Here is a 20,735-nt window from a genome sequence, read left to right as displayed (position 1 = left end):
AGGGGCACGCCCCCCGCGTCAGCGTCGGATTTCGACATTCGCTGGACGGAGAGCGACCATGCGCCCCGATGCGGGACCTTCCCTGTCTAGGGAACCCGGGGCAGCGGGCCAAGCGCCGGCGGCGTGAAAACTTCTCATGGTCATCATGAGGCCGGCTCATCCGGCGCTGTTCGGGCGGTCCCGCGGTGCCGGCCGGGGCGCTCAACCCACGGGCGAGCCGGCCGAAGACGGGCGCTTGCGCCGGCCCTGGTCAGAGACTACCTTGGCAGTAACTTGAGTTGGAGGGCGACGCGATGACGCCCGAGCGTCCCGCGGGTGAGGACGCGTTCCCGAGATCGGTGGAGTCGCAGGAGCTGAATGCGAATCCCGACACGGTCGAGCCGGCGCTCACCCCGTCACAGAATCCGGAGGGGCTCTATGCCGCTCTGGATCTCGGCACGAACAGTTGCCGCATGCTGATTGCCCGGCCGCAGGGCAGTCAGTTCAGGGTCATTGACAGCTTTTCCAAGACGGTCCAGCTCGGCGTCGGGCTGGAAGCCTCGGGCCGGCTGTCGCGCGCCTCGATGGGCCGCACCGTTCAGGCGCTGCGGATCTGCCGCAAGAAGCTCGACAAGCACGGCGTCGGCCGGATGCGGCTGGTGGCGACGGAGGCCTGCCGCCGGGCCCGCAACGCGCGCGACTTCATCCGCAACGTCCGGCGCGAGACCGGGTTGCAGCTCGAGATCATCGCGCCGGAAGAGGAGGCGCGGCTGGCCGTCGTCTCCTGCGCGCCGCTGGTCTCGTCGCGGACCGAGCAGCTGCTGGTGGTCGATATCGGCGGCGGCTCGACCGAGCTGGTCTGGCTCGACCTGTCCGAGGTGCCGGGGCCGGAGCGGGCGCGGGCGATCATGCGGCTGCATGCCGGCTTCAAGCCCGACAGGCGGTTCGGCCCGGCGGCGCGGGTGGTCGACTGGATCTCGGTGCCGCTGGGGGTGGCGACGCTGAAGGACCAGTTCACGGATGTCGAGGACGACGCCGCCCGCTTCGCGCTGATGAGCTGGTTCTTCGAGGAGAACCTGGCCGATTTCTCGCCCTACAACGCCGACACCCCGCGCGAGGGCTTCCAGATCATCGGCACCTCGGGCACGGTGACGACGGTCGCCGCCTCGTTCCTCGGCCTGCGCCGCTACGACCGCAACAAGGTCGACGGGCTGCGCATGACCTCGGACCAGATCGACCAGGTGATCCGCGATTACCTGGTGCTGGGGCCGGAGGGGCGGCGGACCGATCCGCGCATCGGCCGCGACCGCCATTCGCTGATCATGTCGGGGGCGGCGATCCTGCAGGCGCTGATGCGGGTCTGGCCGACCGACCGGCTGTCGGTCGCCGATCGCGGCCTGCGCGAGGGGCTGCTCTATGCCCAGATGTGCTCGGACGGGGTGCTGAAGGACGGGCCGTATTGAGCGGCTGCCGAGGGTGAGAAGGGCGGCGCCCGACCCCGGGTGGGCGCTTGCGACGCCTGCCTTTGGCGCCGACAGCGCGGTTGTTCGAATGCCCGAGCCCCTTGGTGCGTTGAAGAATGCGCCCTCCCGGGGGGAGGGTCGGGCGCCGCCCGGCGTGCCGCCGGGCGAAAGGGGGGCGAGGAGAGGCGTCCCCACTCTTGCCGCCTTCCGCGCCAGCGGCTATCGCAGGATCAAAGAGACGAGGACCGCCGTGACGACGAAAAAGACAAGCGGCCGCGGGAGCCGCGATCTGCGGGTCCGGGTGAAGACCGCGCGGGGCCGCAAGCTCAGCTCGACCCGCTGGCTCGAGCGCCAGCTCAACGACCCTTACGTCCAGCGCGCCAAGCGCGAGGGCTATCGCGGCCGTGCCGCCTTCAAGATCCTCGAGCTGGACGACAAGTACCACTTCCTGGTCCCCGGCGCCCGGGTCGTCGACCTGGGCTGCGCGCCCGGCGGCTGGTGCCAGGTCGCGGTGCCGCGGGTCAACGCCCTGGGCGAGAAGAAGGGCAAGCCGCAGGGCACCGTTCTGGGCGTCGACCTGCAGGAGGTCGAGCCGGTGCCGGGGGCCGAGATCCATCAGCTCGATTTCCTCGAGGACGGCGCCGACGACAAGGTCAAGGCATGGCTCGGCGGCAAGGCCGACGTGGTGATGTCCGACATGGCGGCCGCCTCCTCGGGCCACAAGCAGACCGACCATTTGCGCATCATCGCGCTGTGCGAGGCGGCGGCCGAGCTGGCCTTCGACGTGCTGGAAGAGGGTGGCACCTTCGTCGCCAAGGTGCTGGCCGGCGGGGCCGAGAACGAACTCCAGGCCCGGCTCAAGCGCGCCTTCAGGAAAGTCGCCAACGTCAAGCCGCCGGCCAGCCGCTCGGACAGTTCCGAGAAATTCGTCGTCGCCACCGGCTTTCGCGGCCGGCCGAAGGACGAACGCGGGGGCATGGAAGACGGTGGGGACGGCGACATGGAAGACGGCGAGGACTGAACCTTCCGCCATCCCGCCGATGGCTGTATGATGCGGGCTGCCACCGCGCCGTCACTGGACGTCGCGGCGCGGCGCCCCAGATCCCGGACAGGACAACCACAGGAGCGCAGCATGGATGAGCTCAAGACCGCCCCCCGCAGCTATGCCAAGACTGCCGACGCCGTCACCCGGCTGACGCCCGAGCAATACCGGGTGACGCAGGAGAACGGCACCGAACGCCCCTTCGCCAACGAGTTCCACGATTTCAAGGGCGAGGGGCTCTATGTCGACGTGGTCTCGGGCGAGCCGCTGTTCACCAGCCGCGACAAGTTCGACTCGGGCTGCGGCTGGCCCAGCTTCACCCGCCCGGTGATCGACGATTACGTCGTCGAGCGCGACGACCGCAGCCTCGGCATGCACCGGGTCGAGGTCCGCTCGGCCCATGGCGACAGCCATCTCGGCCATGTTTTCCCCGACGGCCCGCGCGACCGCGGCGGCCTGCGCTACTGCATCAACTCGGCCGCGCTGCGCTTCATCCCGGTGGCGGAGCTCGAGGCCGAGGGCTATGGCGAGTTCGCCAGGCTGTTCGAGGAGGAGGAGCAATGAGCACGACCGAACGCGCCCTTCTGGCCGGCGGCTGCTTCTGGGGCATGCAGGACCTGGTCCGGCGCCTGCCCGGCGTGGTCTCGACCCGCGTCGGCTATGCCGGCGGCAGCACGCCGAACGCGACCTATGCCGTGGTCAAGACCGGCCAGACCGGCCATGCCGAGACGCTGGAGGTGATCTTCGACCCGGCCCGGGTGAGCTTCCGCGAGCTGCTCGAGCTGTTCTTCCAGATCCACGATCCGACGACACCCGACCGCCAGGGCAACGACCGCGGGCCGCAATACCGCTCGGCGATCTTCTATACCTCCGAGGATCAGAAGCGGGTGGCCGAGGAGACCATCGCCGACGTCGACGCCTCGGGCCTGTGGCCCGGGCCGGTCGTCACCGAGGTCAGCCCGGCGGGCGATTTCTGGCAGGCCGAGCCCGAGCACCAGGATTACCTCGAACGCATCCCGCACGGCTATACCTGCCACTTCGCCCGGCCCGGCTGGCGCCTGCCCAGGCGCGCCGCCGAGTAGCCCCGATGCCTGTACCTTCGCCCTCCGGCTCGTCCCTGCGGCGTGCCGGCCTCTGGACTCGTTCCGTTCCTCAGCCGATAGTCCTTCAATGAGCCTGCCGCCCGGTTTCCTCGACGAATTGCGCACCCGGATCTCGCTGTCCCAGGTCGTGGGGCGCAAGGTCATGTGGGACATGCGCAAGTCGAACCAGGGCAAGGGCGACATGTGGGCGCCGTGCCCGTTCCACCAGGAGAAGTCGGCCAGCTTCCACGTCGACGACCGCAAGGGCTTCTATTACTGCTTCGGCTGCCACGCCAAGGGCGACGCCGTCAGCTTCGTGCGCGAGACCGAGAATGTCGGCTTCATGGAGGCGGTGGAGATCCTCGCCCGCGAGGCCGGGATGCCGATGCCGGCCCGCGACCCGCGCGCCCAGCAGAAGGCCGACCGCCGGACCCAGCTGGCCGAGGTGATGGAGCAGGCGGTGAACTTCTACCGCATGCAGCTGAGCACCGCCCAGGGCGCGGCGGCGCGCGACTATCTCGACCGCCGCAAGCTGAGCCAGGGCGCGCGCGACCGCTTCGGCATCGGCTTCGCGCCGGCCGGCTGGCAGGGGCTGTGGGATCACCTGACCGGCAAGGGCGTGGCCGAGGACCTGATCCTCGAGGCCGGCCTTGCCAAGGCGTCGTCGAAGGGCGGCAAGCCCTATGACACCTTCCGCAACCGGATCATGTTCCCGATCCGCGACGCCCGCGGCCGCGCGATCGCCTTCGGCGGCCGGGCGATGGACCCGACCGACAGTGCCAAGTACCTGAACTCGCCGGAAACGCCGCTCTTCGACAAGGGCCGCAGCCTCTACAACCACGGCCCGGCGCGCGAGGCGGCGGGCAAGGGCCAGCCGCTGATCGTCGCCGAGGGCTACATGGACGTGATCGCGCTCAGCGAGGCCGGCTTCGGCGCCGCCGTCGCGCCGCTGGGCACCGCGATCACCGAGGACCAGCTGCGGCTGATGTGGCGGATCTCGCCCGAGCCGGTGATCGCGCTCGACGGCGACGCCGCCGGGATGCGGGCGGCGCAGCGGGTGATCGACCTCGCGCTGCCGCTCTTGGAGGCCGGCAACGCGCTGCGCTTCTGCCTGATGCCCGAGGGCCAGGACCCGGACGAGCTGATCAAGGCCCAGGGCGCGGCGGGGATGCAGGCCGCGCTCGACGCCGCCCAGCCGATGGTCAGGCTGCTGTGGCAGCGCGAGACCGAGGGCAAGGTTTTCGACAGCCCCGAGCGCAAGGCGGCGCTGGACAAGAGCCTGCGCGCGGCGATCTCCAAGATCGCCGACCCTTCGATCCGCAGCCATTACGGCGAGGAGATCAAGCAGCTGCGCTGGGAGCTGTTCGGCCAGTCCCGGCGCCGGCCCGAGGGGCAGGGCGGGGCGCCGCGGCGCAACGGCAGCTGGAAGCCCGGCAAATGGTCCGAGGTCAAGCTCGGCCCGGCGCCGACCACCAAGAACTCGCTTCTGGCGGCGGCCAGCGACATCGCCATCGAGGATCGGCTGCGCGAGGCGCTGATCCTGGCGACGCTGATCGCCCACCCGTCGCTGATCCTGCGCTTCGAGGCCGAACTCGAGGGGGTCGAGCTGCACGGCGACGGCCACAACGCGCTGCGCAACGCGCTGCTGCGCCATGCCGAGGTGAGCGATCCCGGAGAGTTGCGCGAAAAAATCGCCGCCGAGGCGGGGGAGGCTCTTGAAATGCTCTACTCTCTCGGCCATGTCACCACCGCACCGCCCGTGCGCAAGACCACCGATACCGAGCTTGCAATGATGTGCGTGGCAGAGGAGCTGGCGAAGCTGGAAGCGCGGCGGGGCGTTCAGAGAGAGATCGAAGACGCGATGGAGGACCTGAGCGGCCTGGCCGACGAGGGTCTGACCTGGCGTTTGAGTCAGGCGGCGGAGGCGCGCAACCGGGCCGGCCAGTCGCATCTCGAGGATGCCACCGACCTGGGAGAAGACCGTGCAGCGATGTCGAAACACCTGCAAAGCCTGATAGATGGCGAGATCTGGGTAAAGAAAAAGAGCTAGGCGCTTTCCGTCCCTGTGATTCGCGCTAATGATTCGATAAACCGTTCCGAATGATTCGCCCTGAACCGTTCGGCCCGCGATGAGGAGCACCATGGCAGTCAAAGACACTGACGACGGCAAAACCGAAGAGCAGGAAGCGGACGTCTCGCTCGATATGAGCCAGGCCGCGGTCAAGAAGATGATCGCCGAGGCGAAAGAGCGCGGCTACATCACCTACGATCAGCTCAACACGGTTCTGCCGCCCGAACAGGTGTCGTCCGAGCAGATCGAGGACGTCATGTCGATGCTCTCCGAGATGGGCATCAATGTCATCGAGAACGACGAGGCCGAGGAAGAGGACGGCGAGGCCGAGAAGGCCAGCGGCGAAGTCGTCGAGGTCTCGTCCTCGCGCGAGGTCGCGGTCGCCACCACCCAGTCCGAGACGCTCGACCGTACCGACGACCCGGTGCGGATGTACCTGCGCGAGATGGGCTCGGTCGAACTGCTGAGTCGCGAGGGCGAGATCGCCATCGCCAAGCGGATCGAGGCCGGCCGCAACACGATGATCTCGGGGCTGTGCGAAAGCCCGCTGACCTTCCAGGCGATCACGATCTGGCGCGACGAGCTTCTCAACGAGGACATCCTGCTGCGCGACGTCATCGACCTCGAGACCACCTTCGGCAACTCGATGGACGAGGACGACGAGATGGAGGGGGTCGAGGAAGCCGCGGCCGCCAACACCCAGAAGGAGCCGAAGCGGCAGGCCAGCGCCGAGCCCGAACTGGATGCCGATGGCAACCCGATCGCCCGCAGCGACGATGACGAGGAGGACGACGACCAGTCGAACATGTCGCTGGCGGCGATGGAGGCGGCGCTGAAGCCGCGCGTCCTGGAAACGCTCGAGCACATCGCGCTCGATTACGCCAAGCTGGCCGAGATGCAGGACCTGCGGATGTCGGCGACGCTGAGCGAGGGCGGCAATTTCACCGCCGATGCCGAGGCCGCCTACCAGAAGCTGCGCAGCGAGATCGTGCAGCTGGTCAACTCGCTGCATCTGCACAACAACCGGATCGAGGCGCTGATCGACCAGCTCTACGGCATCAACCGCAAGATCATGTCGATCGACTCGGCGATGGTGAAGCTGGCCGACCAGGCCCGCATCAACCGGCGCGAGTTCATCGACGAGTATCGCGGTTACGAGCTCGATCCGGGCTGGCTCGACCGGATGGCCGAGAAGGACGGCCGTGGCTGGACCACCTTCATCGACCGGAGCCGCGGCAAGGTCGAGGTGTTGCGCGCCGAGATGGCCCAGGTCGGGCAATATGTCGGCGTCGATATCAGCGAATTCCGCCGCATCGTGAACCAGGTCCAGAAGGGCGAGAAGGAAGCCCGCCAGGCCAAGAAGGAAATGGTCGAGGCCAACCTGCGGCTGGTCATCTCGATCGCCAAGAAATACACCAACCGCGGGCTGCAGTTCCTTGATCTCATTCAGGAAGGCAATATCGGCCTGATGAAGGCCGTCGACAAGTTCGAGTATCGCCGCGGCTACAAGTTCTCGACCTACGCGACCTGGTGGATCCGCCAGGCGATCACCCGGAGCATCGCCGACCAGGCCCGGACGATCCGGATCCCGGTCCACATGATCGAGACCATCAACAAGCTGGTCCGCACCGGGCGCCAGATGCTGCACGAGATCGGCCGCGAGCCGACGCCGGAGGAGCTGGCCGAGAAGCTGCAGATGCCGCTCGAGAAGGTCCGCAAGGTGATGAAGATCGCCAAGGAGCCGATCTCGCTCGAAACCCCGATCGGGGACGAGGAGGACAGCCAGCTTGGCGATTTCATCGAGGACAAGAACGCCGTCCTGCCGCTCGACAGCGCCATTCAGGAGAACCTGAAGGAGACGACGACGCGGGTGCTGGCGTCGCTGACCCCGCGCGAGGAACGGGTGCTGCGGATGCGCTTCGGCATCGGCATGAACACCGACCACACGCTGGAGGAAGTCGGCCAGCAGTTCAGCGTCACCCGCGAACGCATCCGCCAGATCGAGGCCAAGGCGCTGCGGAAACTGAAACATCCCAGCCGCTCGCGCAAGCTGCGCAGCTTCCTCGACCAGTGATCGAAGGCGCCCTGCGGGGCGCCTTTTTCGTCGATCGTCCGGCCTGCCGAACTGGTTCCCGGTCCCGATCGCGCTATATGTGTGCTCTACCGTCTGGAGCCTTCACCATGCGCCTTGCCCTCTTCGCCCCGCTTCTGCTTGCCGCCTGCGCCACCGTCCAGCCGGGGGCGTCCGGCCGCTTCGTCGCCCGCAACGGGCTGAGCGTGACGCCGACCGGTCCCGAGACCTTCCATGTCGCCTTTGGCGGCCTGATCGGCACGAGTGATTTCTGGTGCGCGGCGGGCGAATACGTGACGCGCCGGCTGGGCCGGCCGATCCAGACGATGGTCTACCGCGCCTCGCCGCCGCCGCGCCGGGCCGGCGAGGGCATCAGCTTCACCCTGAACGCGGCCGATGCGCAGAAGACCGGGCTGATCTCGCTCAAGGGCGAGACCCGCGGCTATGCCGCCGGCATAGCGGAAGAGTTCTGCGAGCCGCCCGAGATCATCCGGCGCTGGTGAAGCCTTGCGCCGGCGGCGGCGCTGGCGCAGGCTCCGGCCATGCTGACCCGCTTCACCATCGCCACTTCCGGCCCCGGCCTCTATGAGTTCACCCGCCAGGTCACCGACTGGACCGCCGGGCAGGGGGACGGGCTGCTGACGCTGTTCGTCCGCCATACCTCGTGCAGCCTGCTGATCCAGGAGAATGCCGACCCGGAGGTGCGGACCGACCTGGCCGCCTTCTTCGAGCGGCTGGTGCCGCCCTCGGACCACCCGGCGATGAGCTACCTGCGCCATACCTACGAGGGACCGGACGACATGCCGGCCCATATCAAGGCGGCGCTGCTTCCGGTTAGCCTGTCCATTCCTGTCATTTCAGGGCGGCCAGAACTGGGAACCTGGCAGGGAATTTACCTTTTCGAACATCGTCGCGCGCCGCATCGGCGCGAGGTGGCGGCCCGCCTGGGCTAGGGCGACGGCGCGAAGGAAGGGCGAGGGGCTGTCTGCCCCGCCGCCATTGGCCTTGGACAATGGCGCAAGGAAAGGGCGAGGGGCTGTCTGCCCCGCCGCCATTGCACTTGGACAATGGCGCAAGGAAAGGGCGAGGGGCTGTCTGCCCCGCCGCCATTGCACTTGGACAATGGCGCAAGGAAAGGGCGAAGGGCTGTCTGCCCTTCGCGCTCCCCGAGGATATTTTCGAGCAGAAAGTGAAGGCAGCGGGCTGACCTTCGCTATGGCGCGATCACGGCCTCATCCATCGCGATGTCATGCGGCAGCGGAAAGATGGTCGGGATGCGCTGGCAGGCGAAGCCGGTGGCGATGACAGTCGCTCGGTGGCCTTCGGCCCGCAGCCTGGCCAGGGTCCAGCCCATCATGGCGGGCGGTCTGGCGCGCGTCCGCATTCGACGGGTTCCGGCCCGCGGGCGACAAGCGTCTGCGTGATCTTGTGGGGGAAATCTCCCTCTACCCAAACTGTGGAGGCTGGCCTATAGTGCCTGTGGATAAGCTTGACGTGACACCGAGGAGGGCCGATGCGCTGCCCGTTTTGCGGAAACATCGATACGCAGGTGAAGGATTCCCGCCCTGCGGAGGATCATGTGGCAATCCGGCGCCGGCGCTTCTGTCCGGCCTGCGGCGGCCGCTTCACCACCTATGAACGGGTGCAGTTGCGCGACCTCGTCGTCATCAAGTCCTCGGGCAAGCGCGAGGATTTCGACCGCGACAAGCTCGAACGCTCGATCCGGATCGCGATGCAGAAGCGGCCGATCGAGCCCGAGCGCATCGACCAGATGATCTCGGGCATCGTCCGGCGGCTGGAGAGCATGGGCGAGACCGACATTCCCAGCCGCACCATCGGCGAGATCGTGATGGAGACGCTGGCCCGGATCGACACCGTGGCCTATGTCCGTTTTGCCAGCGTCTACAAGAACTTCCAGGCCGCCGACGATTTCGACAAGTTCGTCTCGGAGCTGCGCCCGCCGCAAGCGGGCGAAGAGTGATCCGGGCATGAGCGCCGAGGCCGACGGCCGCTACATGCGGCTGGCGCTGGCGCTTGGCGCGCGCGGACTGGGGGGCTGCTGGCCCAACCCGGCGGTCGGCTGCGTTCTCGTCAAGGATGGCCGGATCGTCGGCCGCGGCTGGACCCAGCCGGGCGGGCGGCCTCATGCCGAGGTCCGCGCCCTGGCCCAGGCCGGCGCCGCGGCGCGCGGCGCCACCGCTTATGTGTCGCTCGAACCCTGCGCCCATCACGGCAAGACCCCGCCCTGCGCCGAGGCGCTGGTGGCGGCGGGCGTCGCCCGGGTGGTGACGGCGCTGGAGGATCCGGATCCGCGCGTCGCCGGCCGCGGCCACGCGCTGCTGCGGGCGGCCGGGATCGCGGTGACCGAGGGGATCGAGGCGGCGGCGGCCGAACGTGGCCATCGCGGCTTTCTGACCCGGGTGCGGCAGGGCCGGCCGATGATGACGCTGAAGCTGGCGGCGAGCCTTGACGGCCGGATCGCCACGGCCAGCGGCGAGAGCCAGTGGATCACCGGCCCCGAGGCGCGGCGCCGGGTCCATGCCCTGCGGCTGGCCCATGACGCGGTGCTGGTCGGCGGCGGCACGGCGCGGGCCGACGATCCGCAGCTGACCGTCAGGGGGCTGGGCGACGTGGCCCAGCCGGTGCGGCTGATCGCGGCGCGGCGGCTCGACCTGCCGCAAGGCGGGCGTCTGGCGGAAAGCGTCGCCGCCGGGCCGCTCTGGCTGCTGCACGATCCAGGCCAGACCAAACAGGTGGCAAGCGACTATTGGCAGGGGCTCGGCGCGCGGCTGATACCGGTCGCGGCCGAGGGGCGGCAGCTCGACCCGGCGGCGATGCTGGCGGCTCTGGGCGCGGCCGGGTTGACGCGCGTGTTCTGCGAAGGCGGCGGCGCGCTCGGCGCCTCGCTTCTCGCCGCCGGACTGGTCGACGAACTGGTGGTCATCGCCGCCGGGCTGGCGCTGGGGGCCGAGGGCCGGCCGGCGCTGGGCGCGCTGGGCATCGGCGCGCTGGCCGAGGCGCCGCGCTTCCGGCTGGTGGAAAGCGCGCCGGCGGGCGGCGACGTGATGATGCGCTGGGAAGCGGCGTAAGGGGAAGAAGGGGGCTGTCTGCCCCCTCCTTGCGCTTTGCGCCCCGGGGCTCCGCCCGTTCGCAGGCGAAACGCTCCACCGGAGCGTTTCCGGGAAGCCTGCTCACCCCCGAGGATATTGCTCAGCAGCAAGAAGCTGGATCAGTTCCCCAGGATGCCGGGCAGGCGCAACCCGTGTTCGGTGGCGCAGTCGCGGGCGATGTCGTAGCCGGCATCGGCGTGGCGCATGACGCCCGTCGCCGGGTCGTTCCACAGCACCCGTTCGAGCCGGCGGTCGGCCTCTTCCGAGCCGTCGCAGCAGATCACCATGCCGGAATGCTGGGAGAACCCCATGCCGACGCCGCCGCCGTGATGCAGCGAGACCCAGGTCGCGCCCGAGGCGGTGTTGAGCAGCGCGTTGAGCAGCGGCCAGTCGGAGACCGCGTCGGAGCCGTCCTTCATCGCCTCGGTCTCGCGGTTGGGGCTGGCGACCGAGCCAGAATCGAGGTGGTCGCGGCCGATGACGACGGGGGCTTTCAGCTCGCCGTTGCGCACCATCTCGTTGATGGCGAGGCCGGCCTTGTGGCGCTCGCCCAGCCCGATCCACATGATCCGCGCCGGCAGGCCCTGGAAGGCGATGCGCTCGCGCGCCATGTCGAGCCAGCGGTGCAGGTGGGCGTTGTCGGGAAACAGCTCCTTCATCCTGGCATCGGTCTTGTAGATGTCCTCCGGGTCGCCCGACAGCGCGGCCCAGCGGAACGGGCCGACGCCGCGGCAGAACAGCGGCCGGATATAGGCGGGGACGAAGCCGGGGAAGGCGAAGGCGTTGTCGAGGCCCTCCTCCTTGGCGACCTGGCGGATGTTGTTGCCGTAATCGAGCGTCGGGACGCCGGCGTTCCAGAAATCGACCATCGCCGCGACATGGGTCTTCATGCTGGCGCGGGCGGCGGCCTCGACCTCGGCCGGGGCGCTCTCCTGCTTGGCGCGCCATTCGGCGACGGTCCAGCCGACGGGCAGGTAGCCGTGCAGCGGATCGTGGGCCGAGGTCTGGTCGGTGACGATGTCAGGGCGCGCGCTGCCGTCTTTCATTCGCTTGACCAGCTCTGGGAAGACGTCCGCCGCGTTGCCGATCAGGGCGACCGATTTCGCCTCGCCGGCCGCGGTCCATTGCGCGATCATCGCCAGGGCGTCGTCGAGCGAATGGGTCTTGGCGTCGCAATAGCGGGTGCGGATGCGGAAATCGGCCCGGGCCTCGTCGCATTCGACGGCGAGGCAGCAGGCGCCGGCCATCACCGCCGCCAGCGGCTGGGCGCCGCCCATGCCGCCGAGACCGGCGGTCAGGATCCATTTGCCCTTGAGATTGCCGTCGTAATGCTGGCGCCCGGCCTCGGCGAAGGTCTCGTAGGTGCCCTGCACGATGCCCTGGGTGCCGATATAGATCCACGACCCGGCCGTCATCTGGCCGTACATCGCGAGGCCCTTGCGGTCGAGCTCGTTGAAATGCTCCCAGGTCGCCCAATGCGGCACGAGGTTGGAATTGGCAATCAGGACGCGAGGGGCGTCCTTGTGGGTCTTGAACACCCCCACCGGCTTGCCGGACTGGACCAGCAGGGTTTCGTCGTCCTCCAGTGTCTTCAGAGTGGCGACGATGCGGTCGAAATCCTCCCAGGTGCGGGCGGCGCGGCCGATGCCGCCATAGACCACCAGTTCATGCGGGTTCTCGGCGACATCCGGGTGCAGGTTGTTCATCAGCATCCGCATCGGCGCCTCGGTCAGCCAGCTCTTGGCGCTGATCTCGGGGCCGGTGGGCGGGAAGACGTCTCGCAGGTTGTGGCGCGGGTCGGTCATGGCAGGGCCTTTCGCTGGTGGCGGAGGCCGGGGGCTGCGCGCCCCCGGACCCCCGCGGAGTATTTGTTCAAAGAAGAAGAGGGGGCAGGCCGGCGGCCGCGGTCAGGGCGCCGGTGGCGATCAGGGTGGCGGCGGCGGCGAGGTCGGGGGCGAGGTAGCGGTCCTCGGCCACCGGGGCGATGTCGTCGCGGAGCCGGGCGACCACCGCCTGCAGCGGCTGCGAGGTCGCCAGCGGGGCGCGGAAATCGACCCCCTGCGCGGCGCAGATCGCCTCGACGCCGAGGATGCGGGTCAGGTTCTCGACCATCCGCGACAGCCGCCGGGCGCCATGGGCGGCCATGCTGACATGGTCCTCCTGGTTGGCCGAGGTCGGCGTGCTGTCGGTAACGGTCGGGCCGGCGAGGTGCTTGTTCTCGCTCATCAGTGCCGCCGTCGTGACCTCGGCGATCATCAGGCCGGAATTGAGGCCGGGCTCGGGGGTCAGGAAGGGTGGCAGGTCGAAGCTCAGCGTCGGGTCGACCATCAGCGCGATGCGGCGCTGGGCGATGGCGCCGATCTCGGAGATCGCCAGCGCGATCATGTCGGCGGCGAAGCCCACCGGCTCGGCATGGAAGTTGCCGCCCGAGACGATGCGGCCGGCGCCGGTCAGCACCAGCGGGTTGTCGGTGGCGGCGTTGGCCTCGATCTCCAGCGTCCGCGCGGCCTGGCGCAGCACGTCGATCGCGGCGCCGGTCACCTGCGGCTGGCAGCGGATGCAATAGGGGTCCTGGACCCGGCTGTCGCCGTTGCGGTGGCTCTCGCGGATCTCGGAGCCGTCGAGCAGGGCGCGCATGTATTCCGCCGCCTCGATCTGGCCGGCATGGCCGCGCAGGCTGTGGATCTCGGGTTGCAGCGGCGCGGTCGAGCCCATGATGGCGTCGGTCGAGAGCGCCGAGGTCACCAGCGCCGATTGCGCCGCGTTCCAGGCGCCGAACAGCCCGGCCAGCGCCCAGGCGGTGGAGAACTGGGTGCCGTTGATCAGCGCCAGCCCTTCCTTGGGGCCGAGCGCGACCGGGGTCAGGCCGGCCCGTTCGAGGGCGTCGGCGCCGGGCAGGGTTCGGCCTTCGAATTCCGCCTCGCCGGCGCCGATCATCACCGCCGCCATATGGGCGAGCGGGGCGAGGTCGCCCGAGGCGCCGACCGAGCCCTGGGCCGGGACCACCGGGGTGACGCCGCGGGCCAGCATGCCCTCGATCAGCTCGACGATCTGCCAGCGCACGCCCGAGGCGCCGCGGCCGAGGCTGAGCAGTTTCAGCGCCATCATCAGCCGGGTGATCTGCGCCGGGCAGGGCTCGCCGACGCCGCAGCAATGCGACAGGATCAGGTTTCTTTGCAGCGTGGCCGTGTCTTGGGGAGCGATCTTCAGGCTGGCGAGCTTGCCGAAGCCGGTATTGACGCCATAGACGGCCTCGTCGCCGGCGGCCGCGGCCGCGATGGCGCCGGCGGCGGCTTCGACGTCGCTCTTGCAGCTGCGGTCGAGCCGGGCGGCGGCGCCGCTGCGCCACAGCCGTTCGAGTTGCTCCAGCGTCGTCGCGCCGGGGATCAGGGTTTCGATCTCAGCCATCGGCGCGGCCTCCGATAATGCGGGCATGGAGCGGCGTGGCGCCGATGCGGTAGCTCAGTTCGGCCGGCTCCTCGGCCTGCCAGACGGCGAGGTCGGCGCGCAGGCCGGTGGCGATCATGCCGCGGTCGCTCAGCCCCAGCGCCCTGGCGGCGATGCGGGTGCTGCCGGCCAGCGCCTCCTCGGGCGTCAGCCGGAACAGGGTGCAGGCCATGTTCATCGCCAGCGTCAGCGAGGTCATCGGCGCCGAGCCGGGGTTGCAGTCGGTCGCCACCGCCATCTCGACCCCGGCGTCGCGCAGGGCGGCGATCGGCGGCGCCTGGGTCTCGCGCAGGGTGTAGAAGGCGCCGGGCAGGATCACGGCGACGGTGCCGGCCGCGGCCATCGCCTGCGCCCCGGCATCGTCGAGATACTCGAGATGATCGGCCGAAAGCGCGCCGTAGCGCGCCGCCAGCTTCGCGCCGCCGAGGTTCGACAGCTGCTCGGCATGGAGCTTGACCGGCAGGCCGAGCGCCTTGGCCTCCTTGAACACCGTTTCGATCTGGGCCGGCGAGAAGGCGATGCCCTCGCAGAAGCCGTCGACGGCATCGACCAGCCCCTCGGCATGGGCGGCGCGCAGGGCCGGCAGCACCTGCGTGGCGAGATAGGCGTCGTCGCGGCCCTTGTATTCCGGCGGCGTCGCATGGGCGCCGAGGAAGCTGGTGACGACGTGGACGTTGCGTTCGCGGCCGATCCGCCGGGCGGCGCGCAGCATCCGCAGCTCGGTGTCGATGTCGAGACCGTAGCCCGACTTGATCTCGAGCGTGCCGACGCCCTCGGCCAGCATCTGGTCGATCCGGGGCAGGGCGGCGGCGACCAGCGCATCCTCGCTTGCCGCCCGCGTCGCTGCGACGGTCGAGACGATGCCGCCGCCGGCCCGCGCCACCTCCTCGTAGGAGGCGCCGCCCAGCCGCATCTCGAACTCGCGCGCCCGCTGGCCGCCGAAGACGACATGGGTGTGGCAGTCGATCAGCGCCGGGGTGACGAGGCGTCCGCCGAGGTCCTGCCGGGGCAGGCTGGCGGTGCCGTCCGGCAGATCGGCTTCGGGGCCGGCCCAGGCGATCCGTTCGCCCTCCACCACCACCGCGCCGCGATCGACCAGCCCGTAGGGCGCATCGCCGGGCCGCATCGTCGCCAGCCGCGCATTGCCGAGAATCATCGCCATTTCGCTTGCCTTTTATCCGCGCTTTTTGCTAATATGTCTGCACATAATAATGGCTGTCAAGGGATCATCCGATGAGCGAGGCGAGTTTCACCCTCTGGGCCGAACAGGCGCTGCTGCCCGAGGGCTGGGCGCAGGGCGTCAGGATCGAGGTGGCGCAGGGGCGGATCGCCTCGGTGACCCCCGGTGCTGCGCCCGAGGGCGAGCGGCAGGCGGTGCTGCTGCCGGCGCCGGCCAACCTGCACAGCCACGCCTTCCAGCGCGCCATGGCCGGGATGACCGAGCGCCGCGGCCCGGACCCGCGCGACACGTTCTGGACCTGGCGCCAGCTGATGTTCCGCTTCCTCGACCAGCTGACGCCGGAGGATGTCGAGGCGATCGCCGCTTTCGTGCAGATGGAGATGCTCGAGGCCGGCTATGCGGCGGTTGCCGAGTTCCATTACCTGCATCACCGGCCCGGTGGCCTGCCTTACGACGACCTCGCCGAGCTGTCGGCCCGGATCGCGGCGGCGGCCGAGGCGACGGGCATCGGCCTGACCCTGTTGCCGGTGCTCTACCAGCAGGGCGGCTGCGACGGCCGGGCGCTGGGGCCGGGCCAAATCCGCTTCGGCAACGATCCGGAACGGTTCGCCCGCCTGCACGACGGCGCCGGCCGGGCGCTGGCCGGGCTGCCGGCAGACGCAACGCTCGGCGTCGCGCCGCATTCGCTGCGGGCGGTCAGCCGCGACGGGCTGGCGGCGGCCGTCGCTCTGGCGCCCGAGGCGCCGTTGCACATGCACCTCGCCGAGCAGGTGGCCGAGGTGGCGGAGGTGCAGGCGGCCTGGGGCGCGCGGCCGGTCGCGTGGCTGCTGGCCAACCACGCGGTGGACGAACGCTGGTGCCTGATCCACTGTACCCAGATGGAAGAGGCGGAAACCGAGGGGCTGGCGGCGACCGGCGCCGTCGCCGGGCTGTGCCCGATCACCGAGGCCAACCTGGGCGACGGCATCTTCGACGGTGTCCGTTACCTGCGGGCCGGCGGCCGCTTCGGCGTCGGCTCGGACAGCAATATCCGCATCGCCCTGGCCGAAGAGCTGCGCGGGCTGGAATATTCCCAGCGCCTGCGCGACCGTGGCCGGGCGGTGCTGGCGACGCCGGAACGCTCGAGCGGCCGAGTGCTCTACGAGGGCGCGGCGCAGGGCGGGGCGCAGGCGGCGGGCCGGGCCTCGGGCGCGATTGCCGAGGGGATGTGGGCCGATCTGCTCGCGCTCGACGGAGGCCACACCGACCTGGTCGGGCGGCAGGGGGATGCGGTGCTGGATGGCTGGATCTTCGCCGGCGACGACCGGATGGTGACGGATGTCTGGGCGGCCGGCCGCCACTGCGTAACGGACGGCCGCCACCCAGACCACGACGCGATCACCGCCCGCTACCGCGCCGCCATGGCTGCGCTGGGGGACCGGCTGTGAGCGCGCCGCAGGGCTGGGAGGAAATCCGCGCCGAGGTGCTGCGCCGGATCGACCGCCGCGACTGGGCGCCGGGCGCGATCATTCCGACCGAGGCCGAACTGGCGGCCGAATTCGGCTGCGCCCGCGCCACCGTCAACCGCGCCTTGCGCGAACTGGCGGCGCAGGGGGTGCTGGAGCGGCGCCGCAAGGCCGGCACCCGGGTCGCAACCCTGCCGGTGCGCAAGGCGACGCTGGACATCCCGGTGACGCGGCTGGAAGTCGAGGGCCGGGGACAGCACTACGATTTCCGCCTGCTTGAGGCCAGCGAGACGGTGCCGCCGGTGCCGGTCAGCAGCCGCCTCGGCCTTGCGCCGGATGCGACTCTTTGGCACCTGCGCACCCTGCATTTCGCCGACGGACAGCCCTTCCTCTACGAGGATCGCTGGCTCAACCCGGCGGTGCTGCCCGACGGGTTGCCGGAGGACATGGCGGAAGTCAGCATCAATGAATGGTTGGTGAAGACCGTGGCCTATACCTATGGCGACATTGCCTTTTCCGCCGCCAACGCCAGAGCCGACGATGCCGCCCATCTGGGCGTCGAACCCGGCGCCGCGCTGTTCATCACCGAGCGCACGACCTGGGCCGGAGAGGCGCCGGTGACGGCCGTCCGCCTTGCCTACGCGCCCGGCTACCGGCTGCACACGGTGCTGTGATCCGTCATCGACTCGTTACATAGTTCATGTATTCATGAATTATGGAATCGAACACCGCCACCATTCTGCTCGCCGCCCTGGCCCATGAGGGCCGCCTGGCCGTCTTCCGCCTGCTGGTGCGGCGGATGCCCGAGGGCGTGCGGCCCAGCGGCATCGCCCTGGCGCTCGACCTCAAGCCCAACACCCTGTCGCAATACCTCTCGGTGCTGGAACAGGCGGGGCTGGTGCAGTCCGAACGCCAGGGCCGGGCGGTGCTCTACCGCGCCGACATGGCGCGGATGGGCAAGCTGGTCGATTTCCTCGTCGCCGATTGCTGCCGCGGCCGCCCCGACCTCTGCGCCGAGGCCGCCACCCAGGCGCTCACCCCGCAAGGAACCCAGGCCATGACCGACCGTCCGCTCAACGTGCTGTTCATCTGCACCGGCAATTCCGCCCGCTCGATCTTCGCCGAGGCGCTGCTGCGCGATCTGGGCGGCGACCGGTTCCGTGCCTTCTCGGCCGGCACCCGCCCGGCGCCGGAACTGAACCCGTTCGCGGTCGAGCTGCTGCGCCGGCAGGGCCATGACATTGACCGGCTTCGGGCCAAGACCACGGCCGAGTTCCAGGGCCCGAACGCGCCGGCGATGGATTTCGTCTTCACCGTCTGCGACACGGCGGCGAACGAGGACTGCCCGCCCTGGCCGGGCCAGCCGATCACCGCCCATTGGGGCCTGCCCGATCCGGTCAAGGTCGAGGGCACCGATGCCGAGAAATCGCTCGCCTTCGCCGAGGCCTATGCCGCCATGCGTCGCCGGGTCGAGGCCTTCACCAGCCTGCCGCTGGCCGAGCTCGACCGGATGTCGCTGCAGCGCCGGCTGGACGCGATCGGCGGCGCCGACGTCTGACATAGGGAAGATGACATGACACGTATCGCCGTGAACGGTTTGGGACGGATGGGCAAGCTGGTGCTGCGGGTGCTGGCGGAAAACCCGGTGGGCGAGATCGTCCTGCTCAACGATCCGGCCGGGGACCCGGCCCAGCATGCCCACCTGCTGGAATTCGACACCGTGCACGGCCGCTGGCCGGCCGGGATTTCCTCCGGGCCGGACAGCCTGACGGTCAACGGCCAGACCATGCGGATGACGGCGGAGAAAACGATCGAGGCGCTGCCGCTGGCCGAACTCGGCGTCGACCTGGTCATCGACTGCTCGGGCGTGTTCAAGTCCGAGGCCAGGCTGGCGCCCTATTTTGCCGCCGGGGTGAAGAAGGTGGTGGTCTCGGCCCCGGTCAAGGATGGCGGCGCGCTCAACCTGGTCTACGGCGTCAACCACGACCTCTACGACCCGGCCCGGCATCACGTCGTCACCGCCGCCTCCTGCACCACCAATTGCCTTGCCCCGGTGGTCAAGGTGATCCACGAGAGCCTCGGCATCAAGCATGGCGCGATCACCACGATCCACGACGTCACCAACACCCAGACCATCGTCGACCGCCCGGCCAAGGATCTGCGCCGCGCCCGCTCGGCGCTCAACTCGCTGATCCCGACGACGACCGGCTCGGCCACCGCGATCACCCTGATCTACCCGGAACTCAAGGGCCGGCTGAACGGCCACGCCGTCCGCGTGCCGCTGCTCAACGCCTCGCTGACCGACTGCGTCTTCGAGGTCGAACGCGCGACCACGGCCGAAGAGGTCAACGCCCTGTTCAAGGCGGCCGCCGAGGGCGCGCTCACCGGCATCCTCGGCTACGAGGAGCGGCCGCTGGTCTCGGCCGATTACGTCAACGACCCGCGCTCGAGCATCGTCGACGCGCCCTCGACCATGGTCGTCGATGGCACCCAGGTGAAGATCTACGCCTGGTATGACAACGAATGGGGTTACGTGAACCGGCTGGCCGATGTCGCCCGGGTGGTGGCGGGGGCGTTGTGAGCGCGGCGAAACCGGCGATGCAGGGCGCGGCCTATGCCGCGGTGACGGCGGCCTATTGGGCCTTCATGCTGACCGACGGCGCCCTGCGCATGCTGGTGCTGCTGCATTTCAACGATCTCGGCTTCTCGCCGATCACGCTGGCCTGGCTGTTCCTGCTCTACGAGGTGATGGGCGTCGTCACCAACCTCTATGCCGGCTGGATCGCCGCCCGCTTCGGCCTCGCCAGCACCCTCTATGGCGGGCTGGCGCTGCAGGTGGTGGCGCTGGCGGCGCTGTCGCGGCTCGATCCCGGCTGGGCGATGGCGCTGTCGGTGCCCTTCGTGATGGCGGTGCAGGGGCTGTCCGGCGTCGCCAAGGATCTGGCCAAGATGTCAGCGAAAAGCGCGGTGAAACTGCTGGTGCCCGAGGGCGAGGGGGCGTTGTTCCGCTGGGTCGCGGCGCTGACCGGGTCGAAGAACGCGATCAAGGGGATCGGCTTCGCCCTCGGCGCCACCCTGCTGGCGCTGTTCGGCTTCCGCGCCTCGGTCCTCGCCATGGCGGTCGGCCTCGCCCTGATCCTGCTCGCCGTCGCCCTGTTCATGCCGCGCGGCCTGCCCGCCGGCCGCAAGGGGGCGAAGTTCCGCGAGGTCTTTTCCAAGGACCCGGCGATCAACCGGCTGTCGGCGGCGCGGCTGTTCCTGTTCGGCGCCCGCGACGTCTGGTTCGTGGTCGGCATCCCGATCTATTTCGAGGCGGTGCTCTCCGACGGCACCCAGGCCGGCGCCCGCGCCGCCTTCTTCATGGTCGGCGGTTTCATGGCCGCCTGGATCGTGCTCTACGGCGCGGTGCAGGCCGGCGCGCCGCGGATCCTGCGCGCCGCCAGCCGCGGCCTGCCCGAGATCGCCGGCCTCGCCCGCCGCTGGGCCGGGGGGCTGTCGCTGATCCCCGCCGCGCTGGCGCTCGCCGCCTTCGCCGCCGGCGCGCCGCAGCTCTGGCTGACCCTGACGCTGGCCGCCGGGCTGCTGGTCTTCGGCTTCGTCTTCGCCGTCAACTCCTCGCTCCATTCCTACCTGATCCTCGCCCTGTCCAGGGGCGACCGGGTGACGATGGATGTCGGCTTCTACTACATGGCCAACGCTGCCGGCCGCCTCGTCGGCACGCTGCTGTCGGGCATCAGCTACCAGCTCGGCGGCTTGCCGCTCTGCCTCGCCACCGCCGCCGCCCTGGCCGTGGCCAGCTGGCGCCTCGCCGCCCGGCTGACGCCCTGACCCCTTTCTGCTCGAAA

Annotated in this window: 19 protein-coding genes; 15 read left to right on the top strand and 4 right to left on the bottom strand. The window is 69.7% G+C overall.

Features of this window, described 5'->3' with window-relative positions:
• Positions 1-293 precede the first annotated feature (293 nt).
• From ACFOES_RS08920 to ACFOES_RS08885, 8 genes are all read left to right on the top strand, one after another.
• Positions 294-1,442, top strand: a complete 1,149-nt coding sequence (locus ACFOES_RS08920) for a Ppx/GppA phosphatase family protein (protein ID WP_377832886.1) — start codon at positions 294-296, stop codon at positions 1,440-1,442.
• Between the two features lie 250 nt (positions 1,443-1,692).
• Positions 1,693-2,463 carry an RlmE family RNA methyltransferase gene (locus ACFOES_RS08915; RefSeq protein ID WP_377832885.1) on the top strand — a complete coding sequence of 257 codons (771 nt, stop codon included), beginning with the start codon at positions 1,693-1,695 and terminating at the stop codon, positions 2,461-2,463.
• Positions 2,464-2,574: 111 nt separating this feature from the next.
• Entirely contained in the window at positions 2,575-3,048 is a 474-nt protein-coding gene (gene msrB, locus ACFOES_RS08910) for a peptide-methionine (R)-S-oxide reductase MsrB (RefSeq protein WP_377832884.1), read from the top strand.
• A complete protein-coding gene (msrA, locus tag ACFOES_RS08905) occupies positions 3,045-3,566 on the top strand; it encodes a peptide-methionine (S)-S-oxide reductase MsrA (protein WP_377832883.1) in 522 nt (173 codons plus the stop codon). The genes msrB and msrA overlap by 4 nt, the downstream gene beginning before the upstream one ends.
• Positions 3,567-3,654: 88 nt before the next feature.
• On the top strand, positions 3,655-5,616 hold the full coding sequence (gene dnaG, locus ACFOES_RS08900; RefSeq protein WP_377832882.1) for a DNA primase: 1,962 nt from the start codon (positions 3,655-3,657) through the stop codon (positions 5,614-5,616).
• A gap of 91 nt (positions 5,617-5,707) precedes the next feature.
• Positions 5,708-7,711, top strand: coding sequence for an RNA polymerase sigma factor RpoD (gene rpoD, locus ACFOES_RS08895; protein ID WP_377832881.1), 2,004 nt, complete (start codon positions 5,708-5,710; stop codon positions 7,709-7,711).
• A 107-nt stretch (positions 7,712-7,818) separates the two neighbouring features.
• On the top strand, positions 7,819-8,211 hold the full coding sequence (locus ACFOES_RS08890; RefSeq protein ID WP_377832880.1) for a hypothetical protein: 393 nt from the start codon (positions 7,819-7,821) through the stop codon (positions 8,209-8,211).
• Positions 8,212-8,250: 39 nt separating this feature from the next.
• Positions 8,251-8,661: a secondary thiamine-phosphate synthase enzyme YjbQ gene (locus ACFOES_RS08885; protein ID WP_377832879.1), complete on the top strand. Its 411-nt coding sequence runs from the start codon at positions 8,251-8,253 to the stop codon at positions 8,659-8,661.
• Positions 8,662-8,921: 260 nt separating this feature from the next.
• On the opposite strand, the gene ACFOES_RS08880 is transcribed toward ACFOES_RS08885, so the two are convergent.
• Positions 8,922-9,065, bottom strand: a complete 144-nt coding sequence (locus tag ACFOES_RS08880; RefSeq protein ID WP_377832878.1) for a hypothetical protein — start codon at positions 9,063-9,065, stop codon at positions 8,922-8,924.
• Between the two features lie 156 nt (positions 9,066-9,221).
• Between ACFOES_RS08880 and nrdR the strand changes: the two genes are divergently transcribed.
• On the top strand, positions 9,222-9,689 hold the full coding sequence (gene nrdR / locus ACFOES_RS08875) for a transcriptional regulator NrdR (protein ID WP_377832877.1): 468 nt from the start codon (positions 9,222-9,224) through the stop codon (positions 9,687-9,689).
• 7 nt (positions 9,690-9,696) lie between these two features.
• Positions 9,697-10,797: a bifunctional diaminohydroxyphosphoribosylaminopyrimidine deaminase/5-amino-6-(5-phosphoribosylamino)uracil reductase RibD gene (gene ribD / locus ACFOES_RS08870; RefSeq protein ID WP_377832876.1), complete on the top strand. Its 1,101-nt coding sequence runs from the start codon at positions 9,697-9,699 to the stop codon at positions 10,795-10,797.
• Between the two features lie 140 nt (positions 10,798-10,937).
• Here ribD and hutU read toward each other — a convergent pair whose 3' ends face one another.
• From hutU to hutI, 3 genes are all read right to left on the bottom strand, one after another.
• The gene (gene hutU, locus ACFOES_RS08865; RefSeq protein ID WP_377832875.1) at positions 10,938-12,623 is read right to left on the bottom strand and encodes a urocanate hydratase; all 1,686 of its coding nucleotides are present in this window, start codon (positions 12,621-12,623) and stop codon (positions 10,938-10,940) included.
• 67 nt (positions 12,624-12,690) lie between these two features.
• A complete protein-coding gene (gene hutH / locus ACFOES_RS08860) occupies positions 12,691-14,217 on the bottom strand; it encodes a histidine ammonia-lyase (protein ID WP_377833022.1) in 1,527 nt (508 codons plus the stop codon).
• Position 14,218: 1 nt separating this feature from the next.
• Positions 14,219-15,421 carry an imidazolonepropionase gene (gene hutI / locus ACFOES_RS08855; protein ID WP_377833021.1) on the bottom strand — a complete coding sequence of 401 codons (1,203 nt, stop codon included), beginning with the start codon at positions 15,419-15,421 and terminating at the stop codon, positions 14,219-14,221.
• A gap of 77 nt (positions 15,422-15,498) precedes the next feature.
• Between hutI and ACFOES_RS08850 the strand changes: the two genes are divergently transcribed.
• Genes ACFOES_RS08850 through arsJ form a run of 5 tightly spaced genes read left to right on the top strand, consistent with a single transcriptional unit; the run spans position 15,499 to position 20,718 of the window.
• Positions 15,499-16,872: a formimidoylglutamate deiminase gene (locus ACFOES_RS08850; protein WP_377832874.1), complete on the top strand. Its 1,374-nt coding sequence runs from the start codon at positions 15,499-15,501 to the stop codon at positions 16,870-16,872.
• Positions 16,869-17,564, top strand: coding sequence for a GntR family transcriptional regulator (locus tag ACFOES_RS08845; RefSeq protein WP_377832873.1), 696 nt, complete (start codon positions 16,869-16,871; stop codon positions 17,562-17,564). Before ACFOES_RS08850 ends, ACFOES_RS08845 begins: the two co-directional genes overlap by 4 nt.
• 41 nt (positions 17,565-17,605) lie before the next feature.
• A complete protein-coding gene (locus tag ACFOES_RS08840; protein WP_377832872.1) occupies positions 17,606-18,448 on the top strand; it encodes an arsenate reductase/protein-tyrosine-phosphatase family protein in 843 nt (280 codons plus the stop codon).
• Between the two features lie 15 nt (positions 18,449-18,463).
• Entirely contained in the window at positions 18,464-19,471 is a 1,008-nt protein-coding gene (locus tag ACFOES_RS08835) for an ArsJ-associated glyceraldehyde-3-phosphate dehydrogenase (protein WP_377832871.1), read from the top strand.
• 17 nt (positions 19,472-19,488) lie between these two features.
• Positions 19,489-20,718, top strand: coding sequence for an organoarsenical effux MFS transporter ArsJ (gene arsJ / locus ACFOES_RS08830; protein ID WP_377833020.1), 1,230 nt, complete (start codon positions 19,489-19,491; stop codon positions 20,716-20,718).
• Positions 20,719-20,735: the final 17 nt, after the last annotated feature.

The sequence above is a fragment of the Acidimangrovimonas pyrenivorans genome, from assembly GCF_042643245.1.
In the GTDB taxonomy this organism is placed as follows: domain Bacteria; phylum Pseudomonadota; class Alphaproteobacteria; order Rhodobacterales; family Rhodobacteraceae; genus Acidimangrovimonas; species Acidimangrovimonas pyrenivorans.
Note: the sequence above shows the minus strand (reverse complement) of the source record. Positions and strands in the feature narration are given on the sequence as shown.